The 15,869-nt window shown below is 56.8% G+C and carries 12 protein-coding genes; 4 read left to right on the top strand and 8 right to left on the bottom strand.

The window, feature by feature from the left end:
* Nucleotides 1-58 precede the first annotated feature (58 nt).
* Nucleotides 59-1,420, top strand: a complete 1,362-nt coding sequence (gene pabB, locus ABIE59_RS00995; protein WP_354443430.1) for an aminodeoxychorismate synthase component I — start codon at nt 59-61, stop codon at nt 1,418-1,420.
* 46 nt (nt 1,421-1,466) lie between these two features.
* Here the strand turns inward: pabB and thrH are convergent, their stop codons facing one another.
* Entirely contained in the window at nt 1,467-2,081 is a 615-nt protein-coding gene (gene thrH, locus ABIE59_RS00990) for a bifunctional phosphoserine phosphatase/homoserine phosphotransferase ThrH (protein ID WP_354443428.1), read from the bottom strand.
* 245 nt (nt 2,082-2,326) lie between these two features.
* Between thrH and ABIE59_RS00985 the strand changes: the two genes are divergently transcribed.
* On the top strand, nt 2,327-3,052 hold the full coding sequence (locus tag ABIE59_RS00985; RefSeq protein WP_061331122.1) for a phosphoadenylyl-sulfate reductase: 726 nt from the start codon (nt 2,327-2,329) through the stop codon (nt 3,050-3,052).
* A gap of 70 nt (nt 3,053-3,122) precedes the next feature.
* Here the strand turns inward: ABIE59_RS00985 and cysB are convergent, their stop codons facing one another.
* Nucleotides 3,123-4,100 carry an HTH-type transcriptional regulator CysB gene (gene cysB, locus ABIE59_RS00980; protein ID WP_058089688.1) on the bottom strand — a complete coding sequence of 326 codons (978 nt, stop codon included), beginning with the start codon at nt 4,098-4,100 and terminating at the stop codon, nt 3,123-3,125.
* A 214-nt stretch (nt 4,101-4,314) separates the two neighbouring features.
* Here cysB and ABIE59_RS00975 point away from each other — a divergent pair, with 214 nt between their 5' ends.
* A complete protein-coding gene (locus ABIE59_RS00975; protein WP_354443425.1) occupies nt 4,315-7,038 on the top strand; it encodes a winged helix-turn-helix domain-containing protein in 2,724 nt (907 codons plus the stop codon).
* A 244-nt stretch (nt 7,039-7,282) separates the two neighbouring features.
* Here ABIE59_RS00975 and dinG read toward each other — a convergent pair whose 3' ends face one another.
* From dinG to ABIE59_RS00950, 5 genes are read right to left on the bottom strand one after another with little or no spacing between them, the layout of a single operon-like run.
* Nucleotides 7,283-9,463 carry an ATP-dependent DNA helicase DinG gene (gene dinG / locus ABIE59_RS00970; RefSeq protein ID WP_354443424.1) on the bottom strand — a complete coding sequence of 727 codons (2,181 nt, stop codon included), beginning with the start codon at nt 9,461-9,463 and terminating at the stop codon, nt 7,283-7,285.
* Nucleotides 9,463-10,176, bottom strand: coding sequence for a general secretion pathway protein GspB (locus ABIE59_RS00965; protein WP_354443423.1), 714 nt, complete (start codon nt 10,174-10,176; stop codon nt 9,463-9,465). Before ABIE59_RS00965 ends, dinG begins: the two co-directional genes overlap by 1 nt.
* Nucleotides 10,177-10,179: 3 nt before the next feature.
* Nucleotides 10,180-11,877 carry an ExeA family protein gene (locus ABIE59_RS00960; RefSeq protein WP_354443421.1) on the bottom strand — a complete coding sequence of 566 codons (1,698 nt, stop codon included), beginning with the start codon at nt 11,875-11,877 and terminating at the stop codon, nt 10,180-10,182.
* A gap of 12 nt (nt 11,878-11,889) precedes the next feature.
* Nucleotides 11,890-13,377, bottom strand: a complete 1,488-nt coding sequence (locus ABIE59_RS00955; RefSeq protein ID WP_354443419.1) for a DUF3336 domain-containing protein — start codon at nt 13,375-13,377, stop codon at nt 11,890-11,892.
* A 23-nt stretch (nt 13,378-13,400) separates the two neighbouring features.
* Nucleotides 13,401-14,174, bottom strand: coding sequence for an MlaA family lipoprotein (locus tag ABIE59_RS00950; protein ID WP_354443417.1), 774 nt, complete (start codon nt 14,172-14,174; stop codon nt 13,401-13,403).
* Between the two features lie 89 nt (nt 14,175-14,263).
* On the opposite strand from ABIE59_RS00950, the gene ABIE59_RS00945 reads away from it, so the two are divergent.
* Nucleotides 14,264-14,671, top strand: a complete 408-nt coding sequence (locus ABIE59_RS00945) for an acyl-CoA thioesterase (RefSeq protein ID WP_061331114.1) — start codon at nt 14,264-14,266, stop codon at nt 14,669-14,671.
* A 6-nt stretch (nt 14,672-14,677) separates the two neighbouring features.
* Here ABIE59_RS00945 and ABIE59_RS00940 read toward each other — a convergent pair whose 3' ends face one another.
* Complete coding sequence (locus ABIE59_RS00940; RefSeq protein WP_354443415.1) at nt 14,678-15,799, bottom strand: beta-ketoacyl-ACP synthase III; 1,122 nt, start codon at nt 15,797-15,799, stop codon at nt 14,678-14,680.
* Nucleotides 15,800-15,869: the final 70 nt, after the last annotated feature.

Raw genomic sequence — 15,869 nt, 5'->3', positions numbered from 1 at the left:
CGGACAACGGCCGTTTTGTGCATCGTGTATCATTCTTCCAATTTTTAACGGAGGTATCTTGGCCTTTCCTCTCTGCCAGCCTGTTACCCGGCAACAATACAACCGACTGTGCGCCCACGCCTCACAGCAACCGGACTTTATTTTTCTCGGCAGCCAGGCACCTTCGGGGGGCCGTGGCGAAGCCAGGGGTTTCAGCTGTCTTGCCGTGGAGCAGGCCGTCATCGATAGCACGCCGAATAGACGAATCGACACGCCCACCCTTGCCGGTGATCTGGAGGCGCTGGCAGATACCTACCGGCAGCCCGGGATCACCGATGCCGAGGTGCCCTGCCCACTCGCAGGCGGCTGGGTTGGCAGCATTGCCTACGAGTTCGGCTATGCCAGAGAACCAAGGCTGAACAGGCTGGCCAGGAACCTCCGCTACCCGCTGTTTTTCGCCGGGCTTTACCTGTGGACGGCCAGTGAGGACCTGGAAAGCGGCGCATGCTATCTGTGGGTCCACCCCCAACTGCCCGCCTCCACGGAAAAAAAGCTGGTCGATTGGCTTGACCACCCTGTTAACGATGATCATGAGCCCTGGTTGATAACCAACCATTTCAACCCAACACAAACACCCGACAATTTTCGGCAAAGGGTCAATCAGGTAAGGCATTACATTCAGTCAGGTGACTGCTACCAGGCCAATCTGTCCCAATCGTTTGAGGGGCACTACCAGGGCAGCCCCTGGGCCGCCTTCAGCGCGCTCAGCGATGCCAACCCGACGCCTTATGCAGCTTTTCTCCGCTTTCGGGGTAACGCGGTAGTCTCAGTATCACCGGAACGATTCCTGGCCATTCGCGACGGTGTGATTGAAACCAGCCCCATCAAGGGCACTCGTGCCCGGGGCCAGAACCCTGAACAGGATGAAGCCCTGGCGCAGGAGCTGCTGGCCTCGGAGAAAGACCGGGCCGAGAACCTGATGATTGTGGATTTGCTTCGTAACGACCTCAGCGTCCATGCCCTGCCCGGCTCAGTCAGTGTGGATGAGTTATTTGCCCTTGAGTCCTACCGCAATGTGCATCACCTGGTTAGCCACATTCGAGCCAAAGTGAAACCTGGCATCAGCCCGTTACAGGCGTTATTTGATGCGTTCCCCGGTGGCTCCATTACCGGCGCCCCGAAAATCCGCGCCATGGAAATCATTGCCGAACTGGAGCCCCACTGGCGGGGTCCCTACTGTGGCTCGGTGTTCTATTACGGTCTTGATGGCCATCTCGACAGCAGTATTGCGATACGCACCCTGCTGTGCGAACCGAACGGGACAGTCAGTTGCTGGGGAGGAGGTGGCATCGTGGCCGACTCGGAGCCGGAATCCGAATACCAGGAAACCCTGGCAAAAGTGCAGCCGCTGATGCGGTTTCTGGAACAACTGAAACTCTGACCTGCGCTACCGGGTTTGCGGCAGCGCAAGTCAGAGCCCCAAAGGATCAGGCCGGGTGAACAGCGCTGGCCTTCAGGAATTCCTGCCGCAGATCATCGAAATTGTGCACTGCAGGGAACTGCGGGAACTCGTCAATAACGTTCTGCGGTGCATGGAACAAAATACCGGCTTCTGCCTGACCCAGCATGGTAGTGTCATTGTAGGAATCACCGGCAGCAATCACCCGGTAATTCAACAACTGGAAAGCACGAACGGACTGACGTTTGGGATCACGCTGACGCAGCAGGTAGTTGGTGATCTGACCACTCTCAGCCACTTCGAGCTTGTGGCACAGCAGTGCCGGATAACCCAGTTTTTTCATCAGGGGCATAGCGAATTCATAGAAGGTATCCGACAGGATCACCACCTGGAACCGCTCACGCAGCCAGTCCAGGAATCCACGGGCGCCAGGCAGTGGGTCCAGAGTGCTGATCACTTCCTGAATCTCCGGCAGACCATAGCCATGCTCGTCCAGGATGCGCAGGCGCTGCTTCATCAGCACATCGTAATCAGGAATATCCCGAGTGGTTGCCTTGAGCTCCTCAATGCCGGTTTTTTCTGCAAATGCGATCCAGATTTCCGGGATCAGTACGCCCTCAAGGTCAAGACATGCGAGTTCCACAACGGTCTCCTGAAAAAGTCATAATTGGCCGGGCCAACAAGGCCCGGGTTGTCTGGGGCGTATGATATGAAAATCCTGGCCGGAATGCATCGTGAATCCCATGGATCACCTTATCAGCGAGGCATAAAGATATAGATGCTCATTCCTTCAAGCTATGAGGCATTTGGTGGTAGCCTTTATTTCAGGTTAGATCACGCCTTTATTCACTCCGTTGATCGCACAGTGGAAAAGCCCCCTGGAGCAACATGACTGATATTGAAAATCTCCGCGCTGAACTCGACGGCCAGAGCCCCCGGGCTATCCTCAAGGCGGCGCTGGCACGCTATGACAACATCGCCATTTCATTCAGCGGCGCCGAAGATGTGGTGCTGATCGAAATGGCCCACAAGTTAACCGACAACCTGCAAGTGTTTACCCTGGACACAGGCCGGCTGCACCCGGAAACCTACGAGTTCATCGAGCGCGTGCGAAAGCATTACGGAATCGAGATTGAAGTGCTGTTCCCGGATGCCGGTGAAGTTCAGGACATGGTGAACCGCAAAGGATTATTCAGCTTCTACGAAGATGGCCATTCCGAATGTTGCGGCATTCGCAAGGTCAACCCTCTGCGCAAGAAACTGGCAACCGTTGATGCCTGGATTACCGGGCAACGCAGGGATCAGAGCCCCGGTACCCGCAACGACGTACCGGTCGTTCAGGTTGATTCAGCTTTCTCCAGCGACAACAAGACTCTGGTGAAATTCAACCCGCTCGCGAACTGGAGCTCGAAAGAGGTCTGGGATTACATCCGGATGTCTGAGGCTCCCTACAACACACTGCACGAAAAAGGCTTCGTCAGCATCGGCTGCCAGCCCTGCACCAGGCCGGTGCTGCCGGGCCAGCACGAGCGGGAAGGCCGCTGGTGGTGGGAAGAGGCCACCCATAAGGAATGTGGCTTGCATGCGGGCAACCTGATCGGCAAATCAGGCTAGACCCATTTTGCACCTGTAAAAAAAGCCCGCACGTCATCACTGACGGCGGGCTTTTCTGTTATTCAGAACTTCAATAAACCGGCAGTTCAATATCCTTGAACAATTCCTGGATTTCTGTGCGACTGCCCTGATGCGCAACCACGTTATCGATCATGTCTTTGGTCAGGTGTGGCGCAAACCTGTGCATGAAATCGTACATGTAACCACGCAGGAAGGTCCCTTTCCGGAACCCGATGCGGGTGACGGAAGGCCGGAACAGTTTGCTGGCATCCAGCGATACCAGATCGGTATCCACTTTTGGATCAAACGCCATGCTGGCAATAATCCCCACACCAAGACCCAATCTTACGTAGGTTTTTATCACGTCGGCATCGGCAGCGGTAAACACCACTTTTGGTGTCAGACCACGTGACTGGAAGGCCTCATCCAACTTGGACCGGCCGGTAAAACCAAAGACGTAGGTCACCAGGGAATACTCCGCCAGCTCTTCCAGGGTCAGCTCCTGCCCTTTTGCCAGCGGATGATCCTTGGGCACAATCACGCAGCGATTCCACTTATAACAAGGCATCATGATCAGATCATTAAACAGGTCCATGCCCTCAGTGGCGATGGCGAAGTCCACAGCGCCATTGGCCGCCATCTCAGAAATCTGCATCGGCGTGCCCTGATGCATATGCAGAGACACGTCCGGATATTCTTCAATGAAACCACTGATCACCGGTGGCAAGGCGTAACGGGCCTGGGTGTGGGTGGTGGCAATACTTAAATCGCCCTTGCGCTGATTGCTGAACTCCTGGGCAATCTTTTTGATGCCCTCTACCCGGCGCAGTATTTCACCCGCTTCCCGGATAATAATCTCGCCGCCGGGGGTGATGCGGGTCAGGTGCTTACCACTGCGGGCAAACACCTCCAAACCCAACTCATCTTCCAGTAAACGAATCTGTTTGGAGATACCTGGCTGGGAGGTGAAGAGGCTCTGGGCGGTGGCGGAGACATTCAGATCGTGGTGCGCCACTTCCCAGATATAACGCAGCTGTTGTAGTTTCATTGAGTCTGTCGCTCCCTGGATGAGTCTTTTACCAGATAATACGCATAAGAAATTAATTTTTCATTCTTTTTGGGTATACGATTTAATCTGTATTCAGTGTAGACCAATTACCGGGATTCGCAGCGCTACCAACGCCTTGCGCCAACACAGCCCTTGACTTGTGTGTGGCAAAGCACACAATCCGGTAACAACGATACCCTGAATTCAGGAAACCATGCTGCTTACCACGAAATTTCTCAGGCCAACACCCGATCCCAGAGCCGTGCGCAGACACCGGCTCGACGCCCTGTTGGAGCCGGAGCAGGGTAAAAGACTGAACCTGATTGTGGCACCAGCCGGCTTTGGCAAAACCACTCTTGCCAGTCAGTGGTGTGCCCGCAACAGCACAAGCACAGCCTGGCTTTCGCTGGATGAGCATGACAACCAACCGGTGCAGTTCTGGCAGTACGTTATCGGAGCGTTCAAGCACGCCGGGCTTATGGGGATTGAAGACTGTGAAAAGTATCTGGCCCGGCAGCAGGGTGACGATCTGACCGCCACCATAACCGGGCTGGTCAATGCCTTGGCCGAAGATCGCAATCCCTGGCATCTGGTACTCGATGATTACCATGTCATCAGTAACGACACCATTCACCGCCAGTTGGCCTGGTGCATGGATTACCTGCCCCCGGGCATTCTCGTCACCATCGCCTCCCGCACCGAACCACCTCTGCCGCTGGCACGATGGAGGGTCAGGCGCCAGGTTCAGGACATTCATCCGGGCCTGATGGCGTTTTCGGAGGATGAATGCAGGGCCTTTTTCCAGGACACCATGGCGATGAACCTGTCTGAACAGGAAATCCGCGCTATTTGCCGACGTACCGAAGGCTGGGTTGCCGCCATGCAACTGTCTGCCCTGGCCGGAAAGACCGAAGCCCTGGAATCCGGTCACGCTGGACACGAACGGATTGGCACGCCGGATGGCGCGCTTATCAGTGATTATGTTCTCACCGAGGTACTGCACCAACTCCCGGACGAGCTTACTGCATTCCTGCTGGACACCGCATTCTGCCCTCGCCTGTCCAGTTCGCTGTGCAATGCGGTTCGCCAACGCGATGACAGCCAGGACATTCTCACTTACTTACTGTCGCTTAACCTGTTTCTGATTCCCCTGGACAAACATAATCAGTGGTTCCGCTATCATGACCTGTTTCGCGAAGCACTGCTGCTGCGTGTGGAGTCCATTAATCCACAACGGGCGCTGGAGCTGCAATCACGAACCATCGACTGGTTGCTCAGCCATGGTCAGGTCCAGGAGGGCATTGTCCAGATTGTCAGCCAGAACGACACTGAGCGCCTTGCCCGAGTGTTAGCGGAGCATGGTAACAACCTGATTCACGGTGGCTACCATCTGCCGGTCCTGGACTGGCTGGATACCATACCGCCCAGGCAACTGGCAGAAAGCCCGCAACTCCAGATGCTCAAAGTATGGGGGTTGTTCTTCGCCAACCGCGTTGAGGGCCTGGAGCCCCTGCTGGCGGAGGTTGAAGATCTGCTCGACCGCCGGGTAGCCGACTCCCACCCGGATGCCGAGGGGGCACTGGCCATCCACAGTGAAATTTCCCTGGTGCGTTCTTACCTGGCCCGTAGCAGAAATGACGAGAAGAATGCGTCAGACCTCACCCGCCAGGTGCTCAAAGACATCGACCAGATCCAGATACCGCTGAAATCCGTGACCTATTACGGCCTTGGCCTCGACTACTTCGGCAAGGGGGAACTCAACGAAGCCGAGGAAGCACTGGACTCCGCGGTCCACTATGGGCAGATAGAACGCAAAGCCAGCACCGCGCTGTCCTCCGGCGGACTGCTGGCGTGGATTCAGTACAACCGGGGCGATATTGAACTGGCCCTGAAAACCACCACCCGCGTTCGTCAGTGGGTAGATGAGCATTTTGCAGATCCAAGCCAACCACGGCTCATTTCCTGCTGGCAGAACAGTGCGCTAACCGAGATCTACCGTGAACGCAATGAACCGGAACTGGCCGCCAGTTACCTTTCGCCCCTTCTGGAGCATGTGGAAAAAGGTACGGAGCCGGGCCAGCATGTGGTCATCCAGTATGTTCGCGGACATCTTGCGTTCAGCCAAGGCAAGCTTGAAGAAGCCATCGAATTGCTGGAGGACGCTGTAACCGTTGGCAATAAACGCCGTGATCACATCCTGTTTGAGCCACCCGCTGCTTCAGCGCTCCTGGCCCGATGCTACCTGGCCCTGGACCTTCGTGATAAGGCCATGTCCACCCTGCAGGCGGCACTGAAAATGCCGGCCACCAACCCTCTTAACCGGGAACAGAACCAGATTGCATTGGCTCGGGTACAGGTTGCCCTCGGGCATGACCAGAAAGCGCAGGAAACCCTGTCCGCCCTGATACCCGTAGCGGAGGGAAATGCCCACAACCGGCATCTGGTGGAGATTCTGCTGGTATACGCGGATGCCCTCGCGCAGGAACATCGCACCGATGAAGCCGCGGCCATGCTGGAGCGGGCACTGGATCGTGCCGAAAACGCGGGTTTTTTAAGACTGTTTGCAGAGGAAAGTCCGAACCTGCGGGCCATGCTGCTGGACTGCCCCCGGCTGAGGACACCAGGGCGCTGGAACCGTGATCTGCTGACCATGCTGAAAGACCAGCAATCCGGTAACGCTAACACCAACGAGCCCGAACGCCAGCCTGAACGCCCCCCGGCGGTGACTGGCGCCCTGGCGGAACCCCTGAGCCAGAGAGAACAGGAAGTCCTGTCACTGATCAACCAGGGGCTCGCCAACAAGGACATCGCCACCAGGATGGCGGTAGCACCCGCTACCGTCAAAGCCCATATCCGAAACCTGTACGGCAAACTCGGCGTTAGCCGCCGCACCGAGGCCCTGGCCCGGGCACGGGAACTGAAAGTGCTTCAGGAGTAAAAGTGTGACCCACATCACACCTTTCGGGAATTAAGCCTCCTCACTACGCCCTTTGGACGATCCGTTTACGCCCCGTTAAGCCCTATTATTCAACCATGGTGAGGTTAACGCCTTGCCGGGAATTCTGAACTTCAGGCCTTCAGACTTCTTGTTCCGCGTTGTTTCGACGCCCGGGTTCGTTTGAACCCCTTTCGATAAGAGCCATCCCTCGAGGGTTGGCTCTTTTTTTATGGACGGTATCGGGTTAATGCTCGATGATCCGCCGGAACGGCGGCAGCGCGTCCAGCAGCAATTGGCCGTATCGACGCGCCACAATACGGCGGTCCAGGATGGTTACCCTCCCGGTATCCTGCTCGGTGCGCAACAGCCGCCCCACCGCCTGAACCAGCTTGACAGAGGCATCCGGCACGGTGATTTCCATAAACGGGTTGCCCCCCCTTTGGGTAACCCACTCCGCCAGACTGGCTTCGATCGGGTCGTCCGGTACAGAGAACGGCAAGCGGGTGATCACCACGTGGTGCAGGTACTTTCCAGGCAGGTCGATACCCTCGGCAAAACTGGCCACTCCGAACAGCACACTGGGTCGCCCTTCATCAACACGGCTGCAGTGCGTCCGCAACACCTCGTTCTTGGCCATGTCATCCTGAGTCAGAATCAACTCAGGGTAATCCGGCGCCAGGGCATCCCTCACCTGCTGCATCTGCCGGCGGGAAGTAAACAGAACCAGGGTGGCTTTCTCACCAGCCCAGAGATCCGGCAGTCGCTTGATCAGCGCCTCAGCAAAGCCATCATCGGTTGGCATGGCAGGCATCGCAGGCACTTCCACCGTGGCCATGTCACCATAACGGAAGGAACTGGGCACCACCAGATAGCGGCTCGCCTCTGGCAATCCCGCCCGGGAACGTAAACGGTCGAAGCGGCCCAGGGCCGTCAGTGTGGCACTGGTCAGAACGGCGCCATAGACTCGTGACCACAGCCGGGAATACAACAGGTTGTCCGCCAGCACCGGTGAGCTGAACAGGGTAATATCTTCTGCATGGTCCCAGCGCTGGCGCACGGCCCAGCGGGCAGACGGTGGACCTTTGCGGACCACCGGCGCGGCTTCCGCCTGCTCTTCGTTTTGCGGAACAGCTGGCCCGGATTCGCACCAGGCCGTCCACAGGCGTAACTGTTCCTCAGCCCGACTATGGAAAGCGCCAATCACCGGATACCAGGAGTCGGCGGTGTCCCGGTCCAGCTCCGGGTCTTTACGCTCATCGAAGGCACTTTGCAGTTCATCCACCAAGGTACCGAGGTGCCGAACCAGGCCGGCGGTAACAATCCGGGTCTCCGCCGCCAGCTCTGCCACCGCCTCCGGCAGCTCGCCTTCCGGGTAACGCCACTGGGCGCTGCGCCGTTCGTCGTTGAATTCCCAGCCTGTGTTCTGTTCAACCTCTTCGTAAACCTTGCCAAGGGCAAGATCCAGGTCACGGCCAGAGGTACTGATTTTCTCAACCGCTTTGGCCGCCTGGGAGCCGCCAGGTAACCAGGGCTGCATCTTTACCAGGGCCTGGGATAACTGTTTGAGCCATTGCCGCGTGGAGTTCAACGGCACCGATGCGGCAAAATGATTCAGCGCTTTATCCGGCAGGTGATGCGCCTCGTCAAAGATGAACAGCGCGTTCTCCGGCTCCGGCAAAATGGCACCGCCGCCAAGGGCAAGATCGGCCAGCACCAGATCATGGTTGGCCACCACCACATCGGCGTCGTCCAGGTCTTTTCGGGCATCGAAAAACGCGCAACTGTCGAAGTAGGCGCAATGGCGGTTGGTGCACTGGCGGTGGTCGGTGGTTACCTGGCGCCAGATCTCATCGGGAATCTGCTCGGGCCAATGGTCCCGGTCGCCGTCCCATTCACGGGAGCCGTAGGTCGCCAGCATCTTCTCAAAAGTTATTCGGCTGGCTGCCTCGTCATCCATGGGCTGATCAAGAAGGAACAGGGGCATGGTGTCGCTGTCACCATGGCCCTCGTCGTGTAACCGGGCCTCCAGGCGGGACATGCATAGATAACGGCCCCGCCCCTTGGCAAGGGTCCAGCTGAAATCCAGTTTGCTGTGTTTGCGAAGATCGGGAAGGTCCTTCAGAACAATCTGATCCTGCAACGCCACGGTTGCCGTGGAAATGACCAGTGTTTTACCCAGGGCCTTGGCCACAGGTATTGCTGCGATCAGGTACGCCAGGGTTTTGCCGGTACCGGTGCCAGCTTCCACCACGCAGGCTGCCGGGGGCGAGGTACGCTGGCCATCGTTGTCGGTGATTTCACCCATGTAGCGGGCAATCTCCGCGATCATCAGCCGCTGGCCGTAGCGGGCGCGAACGTCCTTACCGGCCAACACATCACGATAAGCCTGCTGAATCTGCTGTTTGACGTCGTCGGTCAGCGCCATTATCTCGGGCTCACCCAGTCACGCACCGTCCCTACCCGAAAACGCTGGCCAGACTTGCTCAGAATCACGCCATCTTCGGTGATACGCTCAACCACCAGGCTGGCAAAGGTGTCACCAGGCCTAAGATACTGGTTGTTGATCATGACCCGGCTGGCCATGGGGTCGGACGAATAGATATGGCTATTGAAGGTCAAATCAGGAACGCTCTTTTGAAACGACAGCGGTAGTTCTACCAGGTGCGGCACTCTGCCCTGAGAGTCTGCCGGCGTCAACACCCTTTCCCGAACAGACTGGTCCGGAACAATCACCAGGGGAGCTTCATTGCCGGATTCAGCCAGGGGCTCGTCTGCCACCTCAAATGCTGCAACCACTTCCTGGCTTGGCTCAGACTGTGGCGTAGCCTCAACCGGCGCAGGCGTCCGGCCCGGTTGCCCCTGTGCGGACACCAAGACATCCGGATCGCCAACCAATGGCGCATGTCGGGCCGCTGTTGGCGCGTCGTCAACCGGGCGCGGATCTGACGACTGCGCTGGCCAGAACAGGTAAGCCATCGCAGCAGCATTGAGCAACAGCGCCAGAACCACCCAGACAACGGGTGATAACGGCTTCTTTTTGGGCCGATAGACCATTTGTACCTGCTGCCCCAGGTCTGGTGCCTTGCCCTGTCGCCGCTCGGCTTCGGATTTTCTCAACGCATCAAGAATATATGACATAGCCTACCCGCTATTGCCCACACGGGCCGCTACCAGCCGGGGTACATTCGTGCCCAGGTCATTATTGATCTGGATAATGGTCATCGGCCCGGCAATCCCATCCACCGTCAGTCCTTTGACCTCCTGATACCAGCGCACCTGTTCTTCGGTGGTCAGCCGCTTTACCCGGGCGCTCTCTGCCTGGTTCGGCGATATCCGATCTGCCAGCTCCATCATCCGTGCGCCCATCCATAGCTGTGCCCCGGAAGTTCCGGCAAAAAAACCATCACCCGACATATATTCGGGCATTCGCCACAGCACCCGGAAATCACCGTACCAATACTGCTCTAACTGGCGAAACGGAATCTCCCGGGTTTCACCCGTCAACTCGATACTGGCAGTATCACCCTCCAGAGATCGCAGCACCACATAGCCGGTGTCGCCTCGATCATTGCGAAGGTGCAGAATCGCCGGGCGATCCAGAAACTCCAGGCTTCGTCGGCTGCCTTGCCGTTCCAGGCAGCCAAGGCGGACGCTCCGGGCGTAATCGCAGGCAACCGGAAACTGCCGGGCGTCATACTCTTCGCCCCAAACGCCGAACAGCTGGCCAAATGCCTCGGTCAGCGCTTGGGTGTGGCGTTCAAACTCAAAGGAGGTTACACCGGGTTCCGCTGGCTCCGGAAGCGTATTCGGCTCAGCGGTGTCGAATTCGGGCTCAGCCACCACCGGATCACTGACACGCTCGATGACGCCGGAGATGGCGGGTACTTCGAGGTCGTCAGCGAGGGTCTGCTCGGTTACCGGCAGCTGGAACAACCAGATGGTGCCGATGATCGCCACCAGAATCGACGCCGATAACAACAACAGATGACCCGCGCGGGAAACCTCCCTGCCACCCCCGGTGGTCTTCAGGCGGCTGTTACCATGAACTTCCCGAGCTGCCTGTCGAATGTGGTCGGCCGTGATCTGGTGTTCACCCTCAGCATAAGCGCCCAGCAGCGCACGATCACTGATCAGGTTGATCAGGCGGGGAATTCCCAGGCTCTGGCGATAGAGTTTCCGGACGGCGGCCGGGCTGAAGATATCCCCGCGCAGCCCGGCGACACTCAAACGGTAGCGAAGGTAAGCCGGCAGATCTGCCTGCTCAATGGCATCCAGATGATACCGGGCGGTCACACGCTGGTTGAGCTGGCGTAATTCGGGCAGTGCCAGCATCTCCTGTAACTCAGGCTGACCCAACAGCACAATCTGAAGCAGCTTTTTCTCGGCAGTTTCCAGGTTGGTGAGCAGGCGCAATTGTTCCAGCACATCGGCGGACAGGTTCTGGGCTTCGTCAATGATCAGAACTTTATGACGGCCCGCAGCGTGAGCCTTGAGCAAGTCCTGATTGATGCCATCCACCAGTTGCTTGATCGTTGCTTCCGGCGCATGGTCGATTTCCAGCTCATCACAGATCGAAGACAACAGCTCCCGGGCAGACAACCGCGGGTTCAGAATCAGTGCAATATCAACATGCTCGGGAGCATTCTCAATAAAACAGCGGCAAACGGTGGTTTTACCGGTGCCCACCTCACCGGTAATCACGATGAAACCGCCCTGCCCCTGCACGCCGTACATCAAGTGCGCCAGTGCTTCCTTGTGGCGATCACTCAGGTACAGGTAGCGAGGGTCCGGTGCGATTGAAAACGGAGGTTCCCTAAAGCCGAAAAAATCGTAGTACATGGTTCCTCAGGATCAGGGTTTAGCCTTGTCGGCTCCGCTGACCAGTCGTAATTCAGCGGCCTTTCGGTTCTGTTGTTTCAGGCGACGAACGCACCGTTCAAGCGTTTTCGAAATGCGTGCGTGGGAGCGAATCATCGAAATTTTCGGCCAGGTTGCGCGCTCACCGGCCAGAATCATCTCACGAACATACTCCGGACTGGGGTTGGACAGCATACGACGGAAGTCCCGGAATGCATAGGTGGGCGCAATCGTCACATCACCGGAGTAGCGTTGAGCCATGATGGTGTACATCTGACCAGCCATCTGCCGCATCAGTTCCGGGCGAACCCGCTTTCTCAGATAATCGAACACACCCTGGCCGTGGAACTGGATCTCGGACTTCACCAGGTGCATCGGCAGCCTGCCCAGGGACAGCTTTTCGTCACGGCTCTGCTGGCTGAGGAACGGCACAACATGGGGATTGGTCTGACTGACGATGGTGAAGTTCACATCGTACAGGTGGACCAACCGTTCAATGGGGAGGTCGCTGACTACCGAGCCATCCACAAACTTCAACCGGGGCATATAGGGCAGCGAATTACCGTAAAGATCTTTCTTCATCAGCGTAACGGGAGGGAAAATGCCCGGCACAGCGGCACTGGCAAGAGCCGCACTCCATACCTGAATATAAGGTGAGGTATAACCACACAACAATCTGGCCTTTTGGTGCGTCTGTACCGGCGACACACTGATATTGATGCTTCGCCCGGTGCGCTGGTAGGCCTCTTCAAAGGTATAGTCGCCGATGTTTGCCCGCAGGCAATTTTTCAGTGTTTCCTGATCCATCAGGCCATCACCTCGCATGGCGCTCAGGATCCCCCGCCACTTCCAGGCATTGAGGTTATGGTTCTCAGGCACCAGCATTTCAGGGATTTCCGCATCGGTATGTACCCCGAGGATACCCGCAATAATGGCACCAATACTGGACCCCGCAATCACCTGAGGCAAGAGGCCTTTTTCCCAGAGCGCCTTGATTACCCCGAAATGGAACATGCCCAGGCTGGCGCCCCCACTGAGTAACAGTGTTGGCCGGCCATAACTGGTCAGGGTATCCCTGAAAAACTGGAGTTTGTCGTAGACGGAAAAGCCGGGCACCGGATGGTCACACAGGTAATCCAGAGCCTCGCACACCTGGGTGATGTATTCCTCAATGAGGTGCTTGGTGCCAACCCGGGAGTGGGTATATAGCGCGGGATTGCCCATGTTACCCAGGTCATGGTGGAGGCCTTCCCGGAGCGCCCGTTTCAGCCGCTCGAAGTCGTTCTGCTGACGATACTGTTTGATGTTGCTGAGTCGGTCGTAGATCAGCTCATAGTGATAAAGGTCAGAGGCGAAATCTTCTTTCCACTCCGCATTGCCTTCAAGAAAATCCAGCTCCAGCGCAGCGGCCTTCCACTGTTCGTAATTGGGAGCCTCCGCCAGAAGTTTTCGGAATCGGGCTATTCTGGGGTCCTTGATCACCTGCGGCCTCCCGGCATGAACGCTCAGAAATCCTCGAGCATGAAATCGTCATCATCAGCGAAGGGGTCTTGCGTGATCTTACCATCGTTAATCAGAAATTCACGACGCTGCAGAAACGCATTACGCACAAACGTGTACCGGTCACCAGAAATGAAGCCCTCTGCCGGGATCAGGTCGGCCCGTTTGTCTACAAGCTGCAGTGCCCGCAGGTAATACCACTCCGGACTGCTGACCTCATCCCAGGCTGATGGTAACAGAAACCCGTCGGTTGCCATGCCGGTAAAATAACGAGGAGTCGCCGGGCCGAGAAGCGGCATTACCAGGTAGGGGCCAGAGCCAACGCCCCAGTACCCCAGGGTTTGACCGAAATCTTCCGGGCGTTCGGGCAAGTCAAAGGCAGTGGCCACATCGAAGAAACCGCCAAGGCCAAACACTGTGTTGTAGGTGAAACGCCCGGCGGCAACCACCGCCGACTCCCCTTTCAACTGCAGCAGGCTGTTGCTGAAATTGCGGATTTCGGTGAGATTATTGAAAAAATTGGTAATACCACGGTCAACAAACGTAGGCGTGACGATGCGGTAGGCTTGAGCGACTGGGCGGAGAAACCAACGGTCAATGGCATCGTTGAACGAAAACACCTTCCGGTTCCAGTTCTCGTAAGGATCATTGGTATTGACCGGGGTGGAACCCTCGGAAACCGGCTCCTGCATGTTTTGGGCGTGTAACTGACCACCTGCAAACGTCAGCAGGAACAAAGCAGCCAGCATGGTCAGGCGCCGGGTTAAAAGGTTTCTCATTTTGCTCTCTTGGGTTGTTTAACCTGTTTCAGTTCGTCGACAATACCGGCCCTGGGTTTTTATTATGAGAGTCATCCGGAGGAAATCAGATGTCAGTACCGGGAAATCCCGTCAGTTCCCTGACCATGTCGCTGCGATGGGGCGATATGGATGCATACGGCCACGCCAATAACACGGTTTACTTCCGCTTCTTTGAAGAAGCCCGGATTGTCTGGCTGTCGTCACTGGAACTGGGTGGCGCGGAAGAGCCAACCGGACCGGTCATTATAAAGACCAGTGCCACATTTCTGAAGGAATTGACTCACCCCGCCAACGTCGTGGTTGAAACATACGCGGACAAAGCAGGAAATACCAGTCTGGATACCTACCACCTGCTGAAAGATTCAGATACAGGGGTGGTTTACGCGGAAGGCTACGCCAAGATTGTCTGGATGGATCGGGCTTCCCGAAAGTCCACCCCCCTGCCAGACACCCTCAGGGCGCTGGCAGCGAGGTAACAGGCCTTATCGGTGGCGAACAACCACGCTACCGATGGAATAGCCGGCGCCGAAGGAGCAAATCACGCCCAGGTCGCCGGTTTTCAGGTCATCCTTGTGTTTATGGAAGGCAATGATCGAACCAGCCGAACTGGTGTTGGCGTATTCGTCCAGAATCACCGGCGCTTCCTCGACCGTTGCATCCCGGCCGAGAACCTTTCTGGCAATCAACTGGTTCATGTTCAGGTTGGCCTGGTGCAGCCACATGCGTTTGAGGTCTTCAGGCGTCAGCTGCAGGGATGCCAGATGGCCCTGAATGGTGTCTGCCACCAGGGGTGACACCTCTTTGAACACTTTGCGACCCTGCTGGATGAATAGCTTGTCCGGCTTGCCAATACCCGATTCGTCTGCCCGGTTCAGGAAGCCAAAGTTGTTCCGGATATTGTTGGAAAACTGAGTCTTCAGGCGGGTGCCGAGAATTTCAAAACCCTGGCCTGCCTGGGTGTCCTCTTCCCTTTCCACCAGAATCGCCGTGCAGGCATCGCCGAATATGAAGTGGCTGTCCCGGTCCCGGAAGTTCAGATGCCCGGAGCAGATTTCCGGACTGACCACCAGAACCCCTCTGGCGCTACCGTTTTCCACCGCGTTCACCGCAGCCTGGATGCCAAAGGTGGCGGAGCTGCAGGCCACATTCATGTCATAGGCAAAACCGTCGATGCCCATGGCTTGCTGGACTTCAATGGAAATAGCCGGATACGCCCGCTGCAGGTTGGAACAGGCAACAATCACCGCATCCACATCCGCCGTGGTTTTGCCCGCCTGCTCAAGTGCTTCCTTGCAGGCCACAATGGCCATCTCGCACTGAACTGACGGTTCTTCGTTATCCCGGTCCGGAATATTCGGTGTCATGCGCCTCGGGTCCAGAATACCGTCTCGGTCAATCACATGACGGCGCTTGATACCCGATGCCTTTTCAATAAAGGCAGATGACGAAGGTTGCAGAGCCGTCAGTTCACCGCGGGCTATCTCTTCCGCGTGTTCATCGTTATACAGCTCTACGTATTGATTGAAGGCTTCAACCAGTTGATCGTTTTCAATAATGGCGGGTGGCGTATACAGGCCGGTTCCGCTGATGACGGCTTTAATCACAATAACCCCACGTCATGGTTGTAATAAGACACTATGCTGTCAGAAATACTAACACACACGGCCGGAATTG

This window comes from Marinobacter sp. MBR-99 (genome assembly GCF_040547575.1).
Taxonomy (GTDB): Bacteria; Pseudomonadota; Gammaproteobacteria; order Pseudomonadales; family Oleiphilaceae; genus Marinobacter.
Note: the sequence above shows the minus strand (reverse complement) of the source record. Positions and strands in the feature narration are given on the sequence as shown.

Coding starts and splice junctions, on each gene's coding strand:
- ABIE59_RS00985 (WP_061331122.1), top strand. CDS start 2,327: ATGACTGATATTGAAAATCTCCGCGCTGAACTCGACGGCCAGAGCCCC.
- ABIE59_RS00965 (WP_354443423.1), bottom strand. CDS start 10,176: ATGTCATATATTCTTGATGCGTTGAGAAAATCCGAAGCCGAGCGGCGA.
- ABIE59_RS00975 (WP_354443425.1), top strand. CDS start 4,315: ATGCTGCTTACCACGAAATTTCTCAGGCCAACACCCGATCCCAGAGCC.
- ABIE59_RS00945 (WP_061331114.1), top strand. CDS start 14,264: ATGTCAGTACCGGGAAATCCCGTCAGTTCCCTGACCATGTCGCTGCGA.
- ABIE59_RS00950 (WP_354443417.1), bottom strand. CDS start 14,174: ATGAGAAACCTTTTAACCCGGCGCCTGACCATGCTGGCTGCTTTGTTC.
- cysB (WP_058089688.1), bottom strand. CDS start 4,100: ATGAAACTACAACAGCTGCGTTATATCTGGGAAGTGGCGCACCACGAT.
- ABIE59_RS00960 (WP_354443421.1), bottom strand. CDS start 11,877: ATGTACTACGATTTTTTCGGCTTTAGGGAACCTCCGTTTTCAATCGCA.
- dinG (WP_354443424.1), bottom strand. CDS start 9,463: ATGGCGCTGACCGACGACGTCAAACAGCAGATTCAGCAGGCTTATCGT.